We start from the raw sequence: 16462 nt of genomic DNA, 5'->3' as shown, positions 1-16462 counted from the left end.
CCGTCCGGTCAGCGCCCCGCGATGGCGGGCTTCAGGGCATTGGCCCGAAGCTGGAACATCATCAGATAGGTCCGCTGGAGCGGGCTGCGGTTGTCGTCGGAGACGATGTAGACCAGCGTGTCGCCGTCCGGCCCGGTCCGCACCGCCATCCCTTCGAAATTGTCGGTCGGCAAGGGCGGCTCCAGCCGGGCCAACTCCACCCCGTCCATCGTCGCGCCGCCGCGCAGCGAGTCCGCCGGCACATGAACGATGCGCGCCGCCCAGCCGCCCAGCAGGGACACCCGCCGTTCCAGCACCAGCACCCCGCCGTCGGGCAGGGCCGCTGCCGCGGTCGGGCGGAAACGCGGTGCCGCGCGGTAGGTCAGGGGTTGCCAATCCCCGCGCGCCTTCGGATTCGCGGGGGCGATCCAGGCGTGGCGTTCCCGAACACCGTCGTCCTCCCCTTCCTCGATGGCCAAGATGCGGCCGTCCGGCAGCGCCGCCAGAGCCTCGACCCCGCCGTTCGACGGCGCTGTCTCAAGGCCCGGCGGAATCGGAAGCTTGCGCGGCGCTCCATCGGGGCGGTCGGCTCCATCGTAACGGAGAATGCGGTGATTGCGTTCGAACGACACCAGCCAGCCACCCTCCGGCAGACGGACGAGGTCCTCCGAGTCGTTGAGGCGGCCGCGGTAACCCGGGTCTTTGTCGATGACCAGAGGGCGGACCTCGTAGTGTCCGGCGCCGGCCAGACGCCCCTGGGCATCATAGGACAGACGCCCCGCGACGCTCTTCCCGTTGTCGGAGACGGCGACGAAGTGGTCCCCCGAGTCGCTGACCCACAGGCCGGACAGCCCCCCCACCCCCGCCCCATCGGGCAGACGGAGAGCGCCACGGAACCGCAGGGCACCGACCTCCGCAAGAGCCGGGCGGTCCGGATCCAGCGCAATCGGAACGGAGGGGGTGGACGGTCCGCCGTTTCCGGCCACCGCGGCGCAGCCGCCGGCTACAGCCAGCAGGGCGCAGAAAGGAATCGCCAGGGTTCTCAAACGCATGGCGGCACTCATGCCACGACGGGGCGGCCGTGGAAACGCATTTTCCGGCTTGCCCCGCCTGCCCGCGATTCCGACCCTTCGTCCGCCGGGCTCATAAGCCCTGCCCCTCCGTCCGAACGTGGACGAACGAATTGGCTATGCGCAGAGGGTTACTTCCTCAGAACCAATTCGGGAGTGGGTTCAAGCGCATAAATTGTTCTGTACCTAAGTAAAACATTGCCCAGCTTCAGCCGAGAATTGCGTGATGCTCAATCCCCTCCGGTCCCAGCCGGTCGCCCTGCCTGCTGATCGCCCCGCCACCGGTGCGGGGGCGCCGGAGGACCCAATCGCGGAGCGCATCCGTGAGTTGGAGGCCGAACTGCGCGAGCTTCAGCACCGGGCCAAGAACAGCCTCCAGCTGGTCATCAGCCTGCTGAAGCTGCAAACGGGCCGCATCCGCGACCCGGACGCCCGCGCCGCCTACGAGCAGACGCTGGTCCGCATCGAAGCGCTGGCGATCCTCTACCGCCAGCTCCACGAATCGGGCACCGGCACCCATGTGAATCTGGGCCGCTACATCGAATCGCTCGCCGACGCGGTGAAGCACGGGACGCCCGGCGGCCTCGCCAACGTGCCGATCGAGGTGAAGAGCGACCCCATCCAGATCGGTCTGTACGAGGCCATGCCGCTCGGCCTGATCACCGCGGAGCTGATCACCAACAGCCTGCACCACGCCTACCCGGAGCAGGGCTGGATCCGCGTGTCGGTGACGCAGGAGCACAACGGGCGCGCCCGCCTGATCGTCGAGGACAACGGGCGCGCCCTGCCCGCCGGTTTCGACACGACGGCGGAGGACGGGCTGATGCTGGCCGAAGCGCTGGCCGCCCAGCTCGGCGACACGCTGAACACGGAAAGCGACGCCGCCGGCACCACCGCCAGCGTGTCCTTTCCCGTGTGACGGCTCAGCCGGCCCGATGACTCAGGCCGGCGCCCCGTGGCACTCATGCGGGGCCTCGCCGGGGCCGTGGTCGTGATGCTCGTGGGGATGCTCGGGCGGCGGGGCCGTCTTGACGGTCCCCGCGAACCAGTCGCGGATCGCCTGCACCGGATCGCTCTCCAGCGTGGTCACCGGCTCGATGCCGCGGCGCTTCATGTGCTTGATGAAGCCCTCGCCGGAGGAGCCGGTGATGACCACCCGCACCGCGTCGATGGGATGGGGGCGCCCGTCACCGGCGAGGTGGAGCACCTCGTCCTCGGCCAGCTCGATCCGATGGACCTCGACGGGGTCGGCGCCCGCCTCGGCCTCGAAGACCAGGAAGCGGCGGGTGCGGCCGCCATGGGTGGCGATGCTGCGGTAATCCTGCGTGCCGACGGCGAACTTCATCCCACATCCCCCTCAATGCCCAGCGGCCCCACCGTGGCACGGCGCACCGACGCGCACACTGAGGGAGGTCAATGCGCGCTAGAGGATTTCCGTTTCGTCGGAGCGGATGACGTCCGTCCATTTGCGCTCCAGTCGGCGCAGCGTGCGGTAGGTGACCTCGAAGTCCTGGCTGTCACCGTCGGTGCGGATCAGCCCGTCGGAGTGGACCGACGCCATGTGGCGCAGCCGCTCGCACAGCTCCAGCCCGCGGGCCGACAGCTTCAGCCGGGCGGCGCGCTTGTCGCGCGGCGAGGCGGAGCGGTCCACATAGCCGCTGTCCACCAGTTGCTTCAGGTTGTAGGAGGCGTTGGAGCCGAGGTAATAGCCGCGCTCGATCAGGTCGCGCACGCTGATCTCGCCGTTGGAGATGTTCAGCAGCATCATGACCTGCACCGGGCTGATGTCGTCGATGCCGATGCGGGACAGCTCGATTCGCAGAACGTCGAGGAACCGGCGGTGCATCCGTTCGATGATCCGCGCCACCTCATGGTACATCTGGGTGGCGGAGGCCTTGCGCTCAGCGTCGCTGCGCTCGGCGTCTTCGGTCGGCTGGGGCTGAACGAGCGTCGTCATGGGCCTCGGGTCTGCGTGGGGATCGGGGAATATGGCCTGCCTTGCCCAACGCACCGTAGGGACCTAACTGTTTAATTTATATTAACTGTGATGGCGGCACGAAGGCGCACCGGACCTTTTCCAAAGGTTGGCACGCCTTCCGCCAAGGACTGGATAAGGTCAGATCCAGCTGTCGTCTCCACCACCGTCGCCGCCGCCGTCATCGAACGAGGAATCGTCGGTTTGATAGTCGACGTTCTGGAGGTTGTTGTCCTCCGGCGGGAGACCCTGGTCGGCGCCCTGGTCGGCGGAGTCGCCGTAGTAATTGTTGATGATCGTCTCGCCATGGCTGGCCGTCTGGCCCGCCGCCGCCGCGGCCTCGCCGAACGGTCCCGGCGAATGGCTGAGCATCGAGGAGATGGCGCTGGCCGCCAGCATGCCGCCGGCCACGCCGGCCGCCGTCTGGGCGGCACCGCTCAGGAACCCGCCGCCGCGCGGCGCGTAGCCCTGCGGGCCGAATCCGGGCTGCGGAGCGTAACCGGGCTGGGGCGGATAGGCGGGCTGGCCGTAACCGGGTTGCCCGCCGGCTTGCGGAGCGGCCCCCCACGGGCTGCGCGACGGGGGCTGCATCGGGTTGTAGGCCGGCCCCTGAGGAGACTGAGGCGACGGCGCGGGCGGCTCCGCCGAACGGTTGCCCCCGCCGGCCCACGGGCTGCGCCCCAGCCCGAGCGCGTTGGACAGGAAGCTGCCGCCGCTGGGGGGCTGGGCCTGGCTCTGTTGGGCGCGGGCCTGCGCCTCCCTCACCTGCCGCTCCAGATCCTCGATGCGCTGCTGGGCGGCGGTCAGCGCCTGCTGCTGCACCAGGACCGACTGCGCCATGTAGTAGGCGGCGGCGGGCTGGCCCTGGATCATCTGCTGGATGAAGCGTTCCGCCTCCAGATCGCGGGGCTGATTCTCCACCTCGCGCAGGTGCGTGAACAGATCGGAAAGGAGGGTGCGTTCCTCGGGCGTCATGATCGTCTCCTGTGCGCGCTCCGTGCGGGCGCGCCATTGATGTGGCGCACCGCACCCCCGGTGCGCAAGGGTTCCGGCCCCTGCGGAGAACGCTACCCGGCCTTGCGCTCCGCCGCCTCCACGGAGGGCTCCGACACCAGGGCGGCGCGGACGGCGTCGTCCACCCGCTCCAGCCAGACGAAGCTCAGCCGCTCGCGCACCGCCGCGGGAATGTCGTCGAAGTCCTTGCGGTTGCGGGCGGGCAGCATCACCGTTTTCAGCCCGGCGCGCTGGGCGGCCACCACCTTCTCGCGGATGCCGCCGACCGGCAGCACCAGACCGCGCAGGCTGATCTCCCCGGTCATCGCCGTGTCGGAGCGGATGCAGCGCCCGGACAGCAGCGACACCAGCGCCGTGAAGATCGCCACGCCGGCGGACGGCCCGTCCTTCGGGATGGCGCCGGCCGGGACGTGGATGTGGATGTCGAAGCGGTCCAGCCCCTCCGGGTCGAGGCCGAGGTCCTTCACCCGCGACTTGACGAGGCTGAGGGCGGCCTGTGCGCTCTCCTTCATCACCTCGCCGAGCTGGCCGGTCAGGATCAGCCGCCCCGAGCCGGAAAAGCGGCTGGCCTCGATGAACAGGATGTCGCCGCCGACCGGAGTCCAGGCGAGGCCGGTCGCCACGCCGGGCACGCTGGTGCGCATCGCCACGTCGTTCTCGAAGCGCGGCGGCCCGAGGATCGCCGTCAGGTCCGCCGGCTCGACCCGCATCCGCTCGACCTCGCCCTCGGCGATGCGCACCGCGGCGTAGCGCCCGACCGCGCCGATCAGCCGTTCCAGCTGGCGGTTCCCCGCCTCCCGCGTGTGGTCGCGGATGATGGCTCGCAGGGTGTCGTCCGGGATCTCCAACTGCTCCGCCGTCAGCCCGTTGGCGGCGAGCTGGCGGGCCAGCAGGTAGCGCTTGGCGATCTCCAGCTTCTCGTCCTCGGTGTAGCCGGACAGCTCAATCACCTCCATGCGGTCGCGCAGCGGGCCGGGGATGGTGTCCAGCATGTTGGCGGTGGCGATGAACATCACCTTCGACAGGTCGAAGGGCACGCCCAGGTAATGGTCGCGGAAGGTGGCGTTCTGCTCCGGGTCCAGCACCTCCAGCAGGGCGGCCGAGGGGTCGCCGTGGAAGCCCTGCCCCAGCTTGTCCATCTCGTCCAGCATCAGCACGCAGTCGCGCGTTCCGGCCTTGCGGATCGCCTGGACGATGTTGCCGGGAAGCGCGCCGACATAGGTGCGGCGGTGGCCGCGGATCTCGCTCTCGTCATGGACGCCGCCCAGCGAGACGCGGGCGAAGGCCCGCCCGGTCGCCCGCGCGATGCTCTGGCCGAGCGAGGTCTTGCCCACCCCCGGCGGCCCGACGAAGCACAGGATGGGGCTGCGCCCCTCCGGGTTCAGCTTGCGCACCGCCAGGAATTCCAGGATGCGGCGTTTGACCTTCTCCAGCCCGTAATGGTCCTCGTCGAGGATGCGGCGCGCCTCGGCGATGTCGATGCGCGATTCCGACCGGCGGTCCCACGGCATTTCGATCAGCCAGTCCAGGTAGCTGCGCACCATCGAGTATTCCGCCGCCGCCTCCGGCATCCGCTCCAGCCGGCGCAACTCCTTCTCGGCGTGCTCGCGCACATCGGGGGGCATGCCGGCCTTGGCGATGGCGTCCTGAAGCTCGCCGATCTCGGCCTGACGGCCCTCGTCGGCCTCGCCCAACTCCTTCTGGATGGCGCGGAGCTGCTCGCGCAGCAGATATTCGCGCTGCCGCTCGTCCATCGCCTCGCGGGTGCGCTCGCGGAGGTCGCGGGACAGACGCAGCACCTCGATCCGCCGGGCCAGCAGGCCGCCGACCTTGTCGAGCCGTTCCGGCAGGTCGACGGTCTCCAGCACCTCCTGCTTCTCGGCGGGCTTCAGGTCCATGTAGCTGGCGGTCATGTCGGCCAGCTCGCCGGGGCTTTCGATGGCCTGGACGGCGGCCAGAAGCTCCTGCGGGGCCTGGGGCAGCAGTTGCAGCGCCTCCACCGCCTCGTTGCGCAGGTTCAGGAAGCGGGCCATGACCTCCGGCGTGGCGGTGTCGCTTTCCTCCACCATCTCGACACGGGCGGCCATGAAGGGATGGCCGGGCACCCACTCGACGATGCGAAAGCGCTGCTGTCCCTGGCAAACCAGATGGTGCGAGCCGTCGGGCGTGGTGACGTAGCGCAGGATGCTGGCGGTCGTACCGACGCGGTGCATGTCGACTCCGGTCGGGTCCTCCACCGCCTCGTCGCGCTGGAGCAGGATGCCGACCGGCCGTTCGGTGCGGGCCGCCTCCTGCGCTGCGGCGACCGAGCGCGCCCGCCCGACCGTCACCGGCAGCACCACCCCGGGAAACTGCACGAGGTTCCGCACCGGAATGACCGGGATCACATCCTCCGGCAGCCCGGAGACGGGCGGCGAGGCTGGCGGCGTCTGGGGAGTCGGCGTCGCTTCGGCAGCGTGCTCATCAGTCATTGGACGTCCTTCATCCCATCTTGTCGAGCGTCAGCACGAGGCAGCCCGCCGACAGCTCGCGCCGTCCCATGCGGAAGGCCCCGGCGGGCAGCTCGATCCGCCGCTCGAAGCGGCCGTGGGGAATCTCAAGCCGGTGGATGATCCCGTCGCAGCCCAGCGGCAGCGTCCGCTCCCCGGCAACCACCAGAACGCCGTCCTCGACCGCGACGTGAAGCTGGTCCGCGCCGACGCCGGGAAGGGCGACGACGATGGTCACCGCGTCCTCCGTCTCGTAGACGTCGACGGGCGGAGTCCAGCAGGCGCGGCGCGGGCCGGGCGGGGCCGGGCGGAAGAACTGGCGGTGCAGCCGCTCGGCACGGTCCAGCAACTCGACGGCCTCCGACCACATGAAGGAAGCGGGATCACGGCGGGGCGGCATGGCGACTCCTCGGAGGAAAAGATGTGATGGGCGTCAGATGCCGGCGCCCGAATCCGCGGAGGCTCGGGCGAGGTCGCGCGGCGCGGCGCCCTCCTCCTTCGCCCGCTCGTCCTCGTCCCGGAGTTCGCGGCAGGCCCGCTCCCAATGCTCGGCGCGGCGCCCTTCGGGGCGGCCCTCCCGTTCCCAGATCTCGTAGGCACGGTGGCGGATGCGGTGTTCGTCCATCGCGGCTTTTCCCTCCTTCCCGCCCCGGCCACAGGCATGGCCCGTCCGGCCGCAAGAACCGGGGCTCCTTCGTCCCTTTAGCAACGGCAGGGTGTCGCAGGCGTTCCGCCGACCTTGCGGACATCAGACGGAAGGAAGGGGAAATGGCCCCTTTCGAGGCCGGGGCTTTAGAACCGGTCCGGCCCATCCGTGGGATCGGGGCGGCCCGCCGCCTCGTCGTGGCCGCTTCGGTTGCTGAGGAAGACCAGGGCCATCAGGCCGATGGCGACGGCGCTGGTCAGCACGGCGCCGCCCACCAGGGCGAGCAGACCCGGCAGGCTGAGGCCGAACAGGTCGAAGCCCGTCGCCGCCCAGGCGGCGAACAGCGCCACCAGGACGAGGACGGGACAGGCGATCAGGAAGACGCGGAGCCAGGACATGCACGCTCTCCAGCCGGTGCCGGGACAGCCTCTACATGGCCGCCCGGCACGGCGGAGGAAAGCCCGCCGCCCGTTTCCGTCGACCGGACGGGGTCAGTGGGAGAGCAGCAGCGGCACCGGGCAGGTGCGCAGGACGTGGCGCGTGCCGCCGCCGCGGTGCAGGAAGGGGAAGCCGTAATGGCCGTGCGCGCCCATCACCAGCAGATCGGCCCCGGAGTCGATGCTGCGGGCGAGAAGCGCGTCCATGGCGCCGATGTCGGTCACCGTGAAATGGGTCTGGTCGGCCGTCACGCCGTGCAGCGCCAGATGGTCGAGCAGGCCGATGCGCTGCGGCTCCGACCCGGCAGGCGGGGCGGCCTGGGTCAGCACGGTGATGACCGTGACCTCGTCGGCGGCCTGGAGGAAGGGCATGGCGTCGGACAGGGCGCGGGCGGCCTCGCGCTCGGCGTTCCAGGCGACGGCGACCCGCTTGCCGATCACCGGGAAGGTGCCGGCGAACGGCAGCACCAGCACCGGGCGGCCGGAGTTCAGCACCACCTGCTCGTTCAACTCCTCCGGCGCCACGCCGTCGGCGGCGCTGCGGTCGAACTGGCCCAGCACCGTCAGGTCGGCAAAGCGCGACCAGATGATGACCTCGCGGATGACGTGGTTGTGCTCGCCGTGGGTCAGACCGTGCCACTGGCCCTGCAGGCCCGACGCCTGGAGCTTGTCACGGAACATCGCCTCGCTGCGGGCGGCCGCCTGCTCCAGATGGTCGCTGGAGCGGCGGGCGATGACGCTGGTGGCGCTGCGGTCCGGCTGGGCGAACAGGCCGCGCAGGAAGGCGCCGCTGCTCTTCGCCAGCGCGATGGCCGCGTCGAGGCGGGTTTCCACCTGCGGGCCGGAATCGAGATGCACGAGGATGTGCTTGTAGGCCATGAAACTCCTCCCTTTGTTGTTGTCTGGGCCGTTGTTCTTGTTCGGGCGGGCGTGCCCGGTGGCGACGCGCCGGCACCGATTGTTCCTCTTGCGGCGCCGCAACGCCAGCAGGAAAAAGCCTTCCGGAAGGATGGAATAGACGTTTCCTCAGAAGCTCATGCGCAAGCGGGCGGTGAAGGCGTGGTTGTGGCCGTCCGCCCCCGACAGTTCGCCGCGGTAACCCACCGTGGCACCGACCGCCTGCCAGAGCTGGGCCGACAGGCCGGCGCCGATCACCAGGGAGTCGCGGCCGTCGCCGCTGGGGCTGACGCTGTTGGCGGCCCCGCCGGGCAGGCGGACGGTGACGGTGCGCGCGTCCTCGGCGAACTGGTGCTCCCAGGCGATGCCCAGGCTGGGCTGAAGCACCGTCCGCCCGATCTCCACGACGGTGGAGGCTTCGGCCCCGACGCTGCTCTCCAGGGATTCGGCGCTCTGCCGCTCGACGCCGAGCGACAGCAGGCCGGCGCCGCTCTCCTGGTAGTCGTCGATCCGCGTGTGGATGTAGCGCAGGCCCAGCCGCGGCCCCAGCGCCACCGGCCCGAGCTGCGCCGTGTAGCCCCCGGCGACCGACAGGGCGTAGGTGCGCCCGTCGGTCTCCGCCGAGGCGTTGGGGAACGGCGCGAAGCCGGTGGTCCGGTCGATGTCGCCGTAGCGGTCGAAGGAGACGCTGCCCGCCACGGCCAGTTGGAAGCCCCGTGCCTCGGTCACCGCGTGCAGGCCGATGATGGTGCTGGTCATGTCCAGCGTGCCCGCCCCCTCGTCGAGCTTGGCGTGGCCGCGCGACCCGCCGACCGACAGGCCGATGCGCGACGCCGGCCCGACCGGCAGTTCGGCGCCGACGCCGCCCGACTGGGTGTTGAAGCGGAAGCCCTGGCGCTCCGCCGTGCCGCCGAGGCGGCCCCAGGCGGCGTCGCCGATCAGGAAGGCCCTCAGCTCCCCATTGCCGAGCGGCGCCTCCACCCGCGTCGCGGCGGGGCCGGCGATGGAGCCGAGCAGCGCGCGGTGCCAGCTCCGCGCCGCCTCGAAGGCCAGTTCCGGCTGCATCGCCACGGTCTCCGCCGCGTCGTTCAGGGCCAACAGGGCACCCTGCATGTATTGCGCGATCAGCAGATGGGCGGCGCGGGTCGGATGGATCTCGTCCCAGTAGACGGTCTGGTCGGCCTGCGCCTCGGTCCCGCAGGCGCCGGTCGGCGCGTTGTCCGACAAGCAGGGCGTCACGGCGTTGGTGAAGCCGTAGGCCGTCGGGTTGGCCGCCACCGCGCGGTACAGGGCGTTGACGTCGGCCACCACGACGGTGACTCCCAGCCGCTTCTCCACGTCGGCCATTGCCTGGGAAAGCAGCGCGTTGTGGGAGGCGGTGGCGGCGTTCAGCAGGGCGGCGCGGTCGGAATTGCGGGTGTCCGGGATGGTGCCGAGGTCCGGCAGGTTCGGCACCAGGAAGGTCTTCCCGCCGAGCGCCGCCAGACGCTCCACCGTGGTGACGATGTTGCCGACCGTCTGGGTGACGAGGCCCGACGGGTCCGACCCGGCGGAGACGCGGTTGAAATAGTCGTTGCCTCCCGCCCACACCGCGAACAGCCCGCCGCCGGTGCCGCTCGGGCGGCTGAGCAGGAACTGCCCGACCTGCCCCTGGATGCCGGGAACGCCGGTCTGCGACAGGGTCCCGGTTTCCGCGCCGCCATAGGCGAAGTTGGTCTTCTGGTCGGGCTGGCTGCCGATCAGCGGTGCCAGCCGCTCGACCCAGACGGGGCCGTTGGAGAAACGCCCGTCGTAATAGGGCGGACTCTGCGGAATGCCGCCGCGCGTCAACTCGTAGACGCGGCCGGTGTCGGACAGGCTGTCGCCGAAGACGAACACCCGGTCGAACGGCACCGCACCGGCGGGCGCCGACACCAGCAACGCGGCTCCCGCCGCCATACCAATCGCCTTACCCGTCACCGCCTCACCTCCCCCCGCTGGACAGCCGGAAAACAGCGGCGGTGCGTCAAAGCGGGGGGCGTTACCGCCATTGCGCCGGGAAGAGAAGCCGCTTGGGCGGGTTCATCAGACCATGGGGGACCCGAGCATGGGTCCATCCATGGAGGAGGCAGGACCTCGCCACTCGGCGGGCGGCGCCCATCGGCACCCCGGTGCCAGCGCCGCCCGCCCTTTTCTCCTCTCAGCGGTTTCCCCAGGGCAGCATCCGGTTCAGCGTCCCGTCCTTCAGCACATACTGGTGGACCAGGGCGGCGACCGCGTGCAGGCCGGCCAGCACGATGATGGCGGTGCCGAGAAGCTCGTGCAGCTTTTCCAGCGTGTCGCCGAAGGCATGGTTTTCCCCCACCAGCGTCGGCAGGGTGAAAAGGCCGAAGAAGGCAACGGGATGGCCATGGGCCTGGGTCATCGTCACGCCGGCCAGCGGCACGGCGATCATCAGGGCGTAGAGCGCCAGATGCCCGGCCTTGGCCGCCAGCAGGAGCAGCGGCGCGGTGTCGGCGGGCATCGGCGGCGGAGGGCTGACGGCGCGCCAGACCATGCGCAGCGCCACCAGCGCCAGAACGAGGACGCCGAGCGAGCGGTGGACATCCATCAGGGCGGTCCGCTCCGGCCCGCGGGGTACCAGCCCGCGCCCCTGGGCGATGGCGAAGGCCACCAGGATCAGCAGGGCGACGCTCCAGTGCAGGAACAGCATCACCCCGTCGTAGCGCGTCTTGACGGGGCGCGTCTTGACGGGCGGCCGGACGGCGGCCTCGGAATAGGCGTCGGACATCGGGAGTCCCCTCATCGGCAAAATCGTGCAAGTCCTGCCGATCCTGTCCGGGGGCGACTGAACCGAAGCTGAACGGCGGAACCCGGGACTGAGATGGGGGCGCGAAGCGGATTCGCGCGGTGGTCGCACGGGTGACCCGGCCCGCCAGCCGGATCACCACCATCAGAGAGAGGCGCCGCGATGCCGGCTTTGACCAGCCCGCGTCACACCGCCGCTTCGGACTCCGGCGCCAGTTCGGACGCCGGCAGCAGGCGGCGGACGGTCAGGCACACGATGTCGCCGGTCTGCCCGCCACCGCCCACATGGGCCTCCACCGCGCGCAGCAGCAGTTCGGAACGGTCGCGCGCCGACAGGCCCCGGCCCTGGTGCAGGACGGCCGCCAGACGCTCCTCACCGAACGGCTCGCGCTGGGCGTTCACCGCCCGCAGCACGCCCTCGGTGCACAGGAACAGCGTGTCCTCCTGCTCCAGCCGGGTCACCGCCTCGCCATAGGGGATGCCCTTGCGCACGCCCAGCGCCGGGCCGCCGGCGTCGGCCAGCGTCAGGACGCTGCCGTCCGCCCGGATGCGGCAGGGCGCGCGGTTGCCGGCGCTGGAATGGCTGAGCATCCCGGTCTCGCGGTCGTAGAGGGCGACGAAGGCGGTGGCGAAGCCGTCGAAGGGGCTCTGCCCGCACAGCCGGTCGTTGGCCGCGGCCAGGATGGCCGCCGGGGTCATGCCGGGCCGGGCCGTCGCCTCGCGGATCGCGCCGCGCACCAACAGCATCAGGAAGGCCGCCGGGACGCCCCAGCCGGAGACCCCGGCCACCACCAGCAGGCAATGGCGCTCGTCCAGCTCGATCACGTCGTAGAAGTCGCCGCTGACCGCCGGACCGGGGACCAGCAGGCCGAAGAACTGGCTGTCGCGCCCGGCGGGAAGCTGCTGCGGCAGCAAGTTCGCCTGCACGTCGCGGGCGGCGCGCTGCTCCTCCTCGATCAGCTGTTCGGCGGCGGCCAGCTTCTCCGTGCGGGTCTCCAGCTCGGCCGTGCGCATCAGCAGCTGGGCGTCCAGCGTCTCCTCGCGGTAGGACGCCTCCAGCGCCATGCTGCGGAAGACGCGGGCGAGGCGGCCCATCTCGTCGTTGCGCTCCATCGCCTCGTTCAGGGTGAAGGGGTTGAAGCGTCCGGCCTCGACGGCGGCGACGGCCTCGCCCAGCCGTTCGATCGGGGCCATCTGGCTGCGCGCGAAGCGGACGGCGCCGTAGACGCCCGCCGCCAGGACGAGCAGGCCGACCAGAACGCCGATCTTCACATGGCGACCGACCACCGACGACAGGTCCTCCGCCGGCAGGCGGACCACCGCGATGCCCGCCCCCTGCCCGGCCGCCCCCTGCCCCGCCACCGCCGGCACCGGGGCGAAGGCGGTCAGCCGGTCGCCCTCGCGCAGCAGGCCGGTCTCGCCGGCCGCCGCCGCGGCCTTTGCCGCCTCGACCGCCCGCTCCGACAGCGGCCCGGCGCTGGGGCCGGTGGCGTGCACGGCGAGGCGACCGTCGCGCTCCAGCAGCCACGCGCCCTCCACCGTGCCGCTGGCCAGCAGGGAGGCCATCACCCCGTCCACCCCGGCCTTGCGGGCAATGTCGCCCAGCCGGCGCACGTCGGCGCCGACCTGGACGATGCGCGGCTTGTCGACGCCGGCCACGCCGGCGAACTTCATCAGCTTGCCGCCTTCGGTGGCGGCGTCGGTCACCACCTTCTCCGGCGCGCGGTTCAGCAGGCCGTAATAGGGAGCCTGGCGCGGCTGCGCCCGGGAGTCCGGGCCGAAGGTGATGTCGGGGCCGGGGATGTTGTGCAGATAGGCGCGGCCCCGGTTGTCGGTGACCCAGATCTCGTCCGGCCCGCCGCCGTCCGCGACGGCCTTCAGCCGGTCGGTCACCGCCTTGACCGGCGCCTTGCCCGCCTCCATCACCGCCACGAGATGGGCGGCGAGCGTCGCCTCCGACAGCAGCCGGTCGCCGAGCAGAGCCTCGACGTCGCGCGGGACCTCGCGCGCCAGCGTGGCGGAGCGGGCCAGCAGGGTCGCCGCGCCGCGGCCGTCCGCTTCCACCCGCGACTGGATCGCCGAATGGGTCGTCCAGGCCAGCAGAATCGTGACCAGCGCCACCGCCAGCGTCACCAGCCCGGAGATCAGGAGGACCAAACGCCCTTGAAAGGTCATGGAGGGGACCCGCCTTTTGTAGCCAACCGACCGCCGCGGGCGCTCCGCCGTCCCCGGACAAGCCTGGGATCTGGAAAAATTGCCCGACCGCGCCCGTCGGTTCTACCCAGCCGGGCACCCCGAGTCCAGGAGTGGCGGACGCGCCCCCCTGTAACCTCAGTACCAGTAGCCGCCGATGCGATAGCGCGGGCGCCGCAGCGCCGCCGGCATGGCGAGATGCGGCGGGGCGTGCAGGGGATGGGCGTCGAGCCCCGGCAGGACCGGCGGCGGGGTGCGCAGCGCCATCAGGCGGCGCACGCGCTCCTCGGTCTCCGGGTGGGTGCGCAGCAGCGACGGGATGTTCTGCGCCCGGCGGCGCCCGGGAAAGCGCAGCCCCTCCCACGGGCTGTGCTGAAGCCGCTCGATGCGGGCGAGCGCCGAGGCCACGCCCTCCGGGTCGCCGGTCAGGTGGGCGGCGTCGAGGTCGGCGTCGAATTCCCGGGTGCGCGAAAGGGCGAGCTGCAGGAGCACGCCGATCCAGGGTGCGGCGATAAGCAGCAGCACCAGCAGCCAGGGAACCGCCTCATGCCGCATCATCAGCAGGGGCAGGTTGAGAATCAGCAGGGCCATGCCGAAAACCGACATCAGCCGGGTCAGGCTGGTCACCGTGTCGGCCAGCCCCATCACGGTCAGGTCGTTGTTGCGCACGTGGCTGACCTCGTGGGCCAGCACGCCGGCCAGCTCGCGCAGGCTGAGCGCGCGCAGCAGCCCGTCGGTGACCGCGATGGCCGAGCGGCTGCGGCTGCCCACGGCGAAGGCGTTCAGCGCCGGGCTGGCGACGTACCACAGCTCCGGCACCGCGGGCAGTTCCGCCCGACGGGCGATGGCGGCCAGCGCGTCGAACAGGACCGGGGCCTCCGCGTGTCTCAGGCGGCGGGCACCGAACATGCCGAGCACCATGCGCGGCGACAGGCGCGGGCTGAACAGCAGGCTGATCGCTCCGCCAAGCAGCGCCCACAGCACCCCCTCCACCCCCGCCAGGATCATCCCGCACAGCGCCAGCAACAGCACCATGCCGCCGAGCAGAAGGAGGGATTGCAGGACGTTCGCGATCTTGTGGCGCCGCCGCAGGTCGGCGGTCGCCTGATCCGTGGGCATGAAGGACCGGTGACTGTGCGGCATGACGGGGGCTCCCTCCCTGACCATCTCCCTTTGGAACCGTTCGACCGGAGACGGGTCCGGCCCGCCTCATATTGGCGCGTGCCGCCCCGCCGTCATCCCGACCGCAAGCACAGGCGTCGTGCGCTGGACGGAAGGGCACCCCTCTTGATTTGCGGGGGAGCGTCGAACACATACACGTCGAACGTGCTCACCCGTCAGCCGCTGACCCCCGCTTTTCAATCACGGTCATCGCCATGAGCAATCCCTACGAGATTCTGGGCGTATCCCCCACCGCGTCGGACGACGAAATCCGCAAGGCCTACCGCAAGCTGGCCAAGAAGCACCACCCCGACCTCAACCCCGGCAAGGCGGAGGCCGAACAGCGCTTCAAGGACATCAGCGCCGCCTACAGCCTGCTGTCGGATGCCGACAAGCGCGCCCGCTTCGACCGTGGGGAGATCGACGCCTCCGGCCAGGAACGGCCACAGCGTCAGTATTACCGCGACTTCGCCGAAGGCCCGGCGGGCGCCCGCTACGCCCACGCCGAGGGCTTCGCGTCGGACGATCTGGAACACATCTTCGCCGACCTGTTCGGCGGCGGGCGCGGCTTCGCCCGCGGCGGCGCCATGCCGATGAAGGGCGGCAACCTCAGCATGGCGCTGACGGTCGATTTCCTGGCGGCCGCCAAGGGCGGCAAGCGCCGCGTCACCATGCCGGACGGGAAGACGCTGGACATCGACCTCCCCGCCGGGCTGGAGGACGGCGGCACCATCCGCCTGAAGGGCCAGGGCCTGCCCGGCAGCAACGGCGGTCCGCCCGGCGACGCGCTGGTGACCGTCAAGGTCACCCCCCACCCCTGGTTCCGCCGCGACGGCGACGACATCCATCTCGACCTGCCGGTGACCCTGGCCGAGGCGGTGCTGGGCGGCAAGGTGCGCGTCCCGACCATCGACGGGCCGGTGATGCTGACCGTTCCGAAGGGGGCGAACAACGGCACGCGCCTGCGGTTGAAGGGCAAGGGCCTTCCAGGAGCGAACAGCGCGCGCGGCGACCAGTATGTGACGCTGCGCATCGCTTTGCCCGACGCCCCCGACCCGGCGCTGGAGGCGTTCGTCCGGGATTGGAAGTCCGACCACAACCCGAGACGGGACATGGAGGCCGCGTGAGATGGGCCAGGACGACAGGCAAGCGGACGGCGCGGGATGGCGGACCGAGGAGGTGCTGGCCACCTGCCGGCGCGTCTCCTCCGCCCAGCTGACGGTGTGGGTGGAACGGCACTGGCTGCGGCCGCGGCACGAGGGGACCGGTTTCGTCTTCAGCGCGGCCGACATGGCCCGGCTGGAACTGATCTGCGATCTGCGGGAGGATCTGGCGCTCGACGACGAGGCGATGCCGGTCGTGCTGTCGCTGCTCGACACCGTCTATGGGCTGCGGCGTCGCCTGCGCGTGCTGGCCGAAGCCATCGGCGATCTGCCGCCGGAGGCCCGCTATCTCCTGCAGGACGAGCTGCGGAAGCGGGAGGAGAAGGAAGAGTAGCTCAGCTCCGGACGCCGAAGGCCCGTCCGCTCAGCGCGATGTCCTGATTGAAGCCTTCCGCGACCCGGTCGTTGCCGCCGGACTGCATGCACAGCGTCACGTTGATGGCGCTGAGGATGGCGTGGTCGATCTGCTCCGGCTTGGCGTTGTGGCGTTTGATGGCTTGAAGCGCGCGGGTCACGGATTGGGCCATGGAGCAGGTTCCGTTCGTTCTGGCAGGCTGCCCGGGTTGATCGATGACGGCATCATGCCGCCCCTTCGCTCGTCCCGCTGTGCACCGGGCCACAACCCGCCGCACGGACCGCCTTTCGCAATGG

The 16462-nt window shown here is 70.9% G+C and carries 17 protein-coding genes; 3 read left to right on the top strand and 14 right to left on the bottom strand.

Annotated features, from left to right (window positions below; all coding sequences use genetic code 11):
• Positions 1-8: 8 nt before the first annotated feature.
• The gene (locus tag D3869_RS15675) at positions 9-1031 is read right to left on the bottom strand and encodes an esterase-like activity of phytase family protein (RefSeq protein ID WP_137140924.1); all 1023 of its coding nucleotides are present in this window, start codon (positions 1029-1031) and stop codon (positions 9-11) included.
• A 244-nt stretch (positions 1032-1275) separates the two neighbouring features.
• Here D3869_RS15675 and D3869_RS15670 point away from each other — a divergent pair, with 244 nt between their 5' ends.
• Positions 1276-1968: a sensor histidine kinase gene (locus D3869_RS15670; RefSeq protein ID WP_137140923.1), complete on the top strand. Its 693-nt coding sequence runs from the start codon at positions 1276-1278 to the stop codon at positions 1966-1968.
• A 21-nt stretch (positions 1969-1989) separates the two neighbouring features.
• On the opposite strand, the gene D3869_RS15665 is transcribed toward D3869_RS15670, so the two are convergent.
• From D3869_RS15665 to D3869_RS15610, 12 genes are all read right to left on the bottom strand, one after another.
• Complete coding sequence (locus D3869_RS15665; RefSeq protein ID WP_137140922.1) at positions 1990-2394, bottom strand: NifB/NifX family molybdenum-iron cluster-binding protein; 405 nt, start codon at positions 2392-2394, stop codon at positions 1990-1992.
• Positions 2395-2472: 78 nt separating this feature from the next.
• Positions 2473-3006 carry a MarR family transcriptional regulator gene (locus D3869_RS15660; protein WP_014198729.1) on the bottom strand — a complete coding sequence of 178 codons (534 nt, stop codon included), beginning with the start codon at positions 3004-3006 and terminating at the stop codon, positions 2473-2475.
• Positions 3007-3165: 159 nt separating this feature from the next.
• The gene (locus D3869_RS15655) at positions 3166-3999 is read right to left on the bottom strand and encodes a DUF2076 domain-containing protein (protein ID WP_137140921.1); all 834 of its coding nucleotides are present in this window, start codon (positions 3997-3999) and stop codon (positions 3166-3168) included.
• Between the two features lie 92 nt (positions 4000-4091).
• Positions 4092-6509, bottom strand: coding sequence for an endopeptidase La (gene lon / locus D3869_RS15650; protein WP_137140920.1), 2418 nt, complete (start codon positions 6507-6509; stop codon positions 4092-4094).
• Between the two features lie 10 nt (positions 6510-6519).
• Positions 6520-6927, bottom strand: coding sequence for an Hsp20/alpha crystallin family protein (locus tag D3869_RS15645; RefSeq protein ID WP_137140919.1), 408 nt, complete (start codon positions 6925-6927; stop codon positions 6520-6522).
• A gap of 33 nt (positions 6928-6960) precedes the next feature.
• Positions 6961-7152, bottom strand: coding sequence for a DUF2934 domain-containing protein (locus tag D3869_RS15640; protein WP_137105237.1), 192 nt, complete (start codon positions 7150-7152; stop codon positions 6961-6963).
• 167 nt (positions 7153-7319) lie between these two features.
• Positions 7320-7571 (bottom strand): hypothetical protein, encoded by a 252-nt coding sequence (locus tag D3869_RS15635; protein WP_137140918.1) that lies wholly within the window; start codon positions 7569-7571, stop codon positions 7320-7322.
• Positions 7572-7664: 93 nt separating this feature from the next.
• Positions 7665-8489, bottom strand: a complete 825-nt coding sequence (locus tag D3869_RS15630) for a universal stress protein (RefSeq protein ID WP_137140917.1) — start codon at positions 8487-8489, stop codon at positions 7665-7667.
• A 147-nt stretch (positions 8490-8636) separates the two neighbouring features.
• Positions 8637-10466, bottom strand: coding sequence for an autotransporter domain-containing protein (locus tag D3869_RS15625; protein ID WP_137140916.1), 1830 nt, complete (start codon positions 10464-10466; stop codon positions 8637-8639).
• 220 nt (positions 10467-10686) lie between these two features.
• Complete coding sequence (locus D3869_RS15620) at positions 10687-11277, bottom strand: cytochrome b (RefSeq protein WP_137140915.1); 591 nt, start codon at positions 11275-11277, stop codon at positions 10687-10689.
• Between the two features lie 203 nt (positions 11278-11480).
• Positions 11481-13469, bottom strand: a complete 1989-nt coding sequence (locus tag D3869_RS34465; protein ID WP_137140914.1) for a PP2C family protein-serine/threonine phosphatase — start codon at positions 13467-13469, stop codon at positions 11481-11483.
• A gap of 156 nt (positions 13470-13625) precedes the next feature.
• Entirely contained in the window at positions 13626-14630 is a 1005-nt protein-coding gene (locus D3869_RS15610) for a zinc metalloprotease HtpX (RefSeq protein WP_137140913.1), read from the bottom strand.
• A 233-nt stretch (positions 14631-14863) separates the two neighbouring features.
• Between D3869_RS15610 and D3869_RS15605 the strand changes: the two genes are divergently transcribed.
• The gene (locus tag D3869_RS15605) at positions 14864-15775 is read left to right on the top strand and encodes a DnaJ C-terminal domain-containing protein (RefSeq protein WP_137140912.1); all 912 of its coding nucleotides are present in this window, start codon (positions 14864-14866) and stop codon (positions 15773-15775) included.
• 1 nt (position 15776) lies between these two features.
• Positions 15777-16145, top strand: coding sequence for a chaperone modulator CbpM (locus D3869_RS15600; RefSeq protein WP_137140911.1), 369 nt, complete (start codon positions 15777-15779; stop codon positions 16143-16145).
• A 1-nt stretch (position 16146) separates the two neighbouring features.
• Here D3869_RS15600 and D3869_RS15595 read toward each other — a convergent pair whose 3' ends face one another.
• Positions 16147-16338, bottom strand: a complete 192-nt coding sequence (locus tag D3869_RS15595; RefSeq protein ID WP_014198714.1) for a hypothetical protein — start codon at positions 16336-16338, stop codon at positions 16147-16149.
• Positions 16339-16462 lie beyond the last annotated feature (124 nt).

Source organism: Azospirillum brasilense, from assembly GCF_005222205.1.
GTDB lineage: Bacteria > Pseudomonadota > Alphaproteobacteria > Azospirillales > Azospirillaceae > Azospirillum > Azospirillum brasilense_G.
The sequence above is the reverse complement of the archived record's forward strand: the minus strand, read 5'-3'. Positions and strand labels throughout refer to the sequence as shown.

Excerpts from the sequence above, each read along its gene's own strand:
- D3869_RS15645 (WP_137140919.1), bottom strand. The coding sequence starts at position 6,927 with ATGCCGCCCCGCCGTGATCCCGCTTCCTTCATGTGGTCGGAGGCCGTC.
- D3869_RS15670 (WP_137140923.1), top strand. The coding sequence starts at position 1,276 with ATGCTCAATCCCCTCCGGTCCCAGCCGGTCGCCCTGCCTGCTGATCGC.
- D3869_RS15620 (WP_137140915.1), bottom strand. The coding sequence starts at position 11,277 with ATGTCCGACGCCTATTCCGAGGCCGCCGTCCGGCCGCCCGTCAAGACG.
- D3869_RS34465 (WP_137140914.1), bottom strand. The coding sequence starts at position 13,469 with ATGACCTTTCAAGGGCGTTTGGTCCTCCTGATCTCCGGGCTGGTGACG.
- D3869_RS15595 (WP_014198714.1), bottom strand. The coding sequence starts at position 16,338 with ATGGCCCAATCCGTGACCCGCGCGCTTCAAGCCATCAAACGCCACAAC.
- D3869_RS15600 (WP_137140911.1), top strand. The coding sequence starts at position 15,777 with ATGGGCCAGGACGACAGGCAAGCGGACGGCGCGGGATGGCGGACCGAG.
- lon (WP_137140920.1), bottom strand. The coding sequence starts at position 6,509 with ATGACTGATGAGCACGCTGCCGAAGCGACGCCGACTCCCCAGACGCCG.
- D3869_RS15630 (WP_137140917.1), bottom strand. The coding sequence starts at position 8,489 with ATGGCCTACAAGCACATCCTCGTGCATCTCGATTCCGGCCCGCAGGTG.
- D3869_RS15675 (WP_137140924.1), bottom strand. The coding sequence starts at position 1,031 with ATGCGTTTGAGAACCCTGGCGATTCCTTTCTGCGCCCTGCTGGCTGTA.
- D3869_RS15655 (WP_137140921.1), bottom strand. The coding sequence starts at position 3,999 with ATGACGCCCGAGGAACGCACCCTCCTTTCCGATCTGTTCACGCACCTG.
- D3869_RS15640 (WP_137105237.1), bottom strand. The coding sequence starts at position 7,152 with ATGGACGAACACCGCATCCGCCACCGTGCCTACGAGATCTGGGAACGG.
- D3869_RS15665 (WP_137140922.1), bottom strand. The coding sequence starts at position 2,394 with ATGAAGTTCGCCGTCGGCACGCAGGATTACCGCAGCATCGCCACCCAT.
- D3869_RS15610 (WP_137140913.1), bottom strand. The coding sequence starts at position 14,630 with ATGCCGCACAGTCACCGGTCCTTCATGCCCACGGATCAGGCGACCGCC.
- D3869_RS15660 (WP_014198729.1), bottom strand. The coding sequence starts at position 3,006 with ATGACGACGCTCGTTCAGCCCCAGCCGACCGAAGACGCCGAGCGCAGC.
- D3869_RS15605 (WP_137140912.1), top strand. The coding sequence starts at position 14,864 with ATGAGCAATCCCTACGAGATTCTGGGCGTATCCCCCACCGCGTCGGAC.
- D3869_RS15635 (WP_137140918.1), bottom strand. The coding sequence starts at position 7,571 with ATGTCCTGGCTCCGCGTCTTCCTGATCGCCTGTCCCGTCCTCGTCCTG.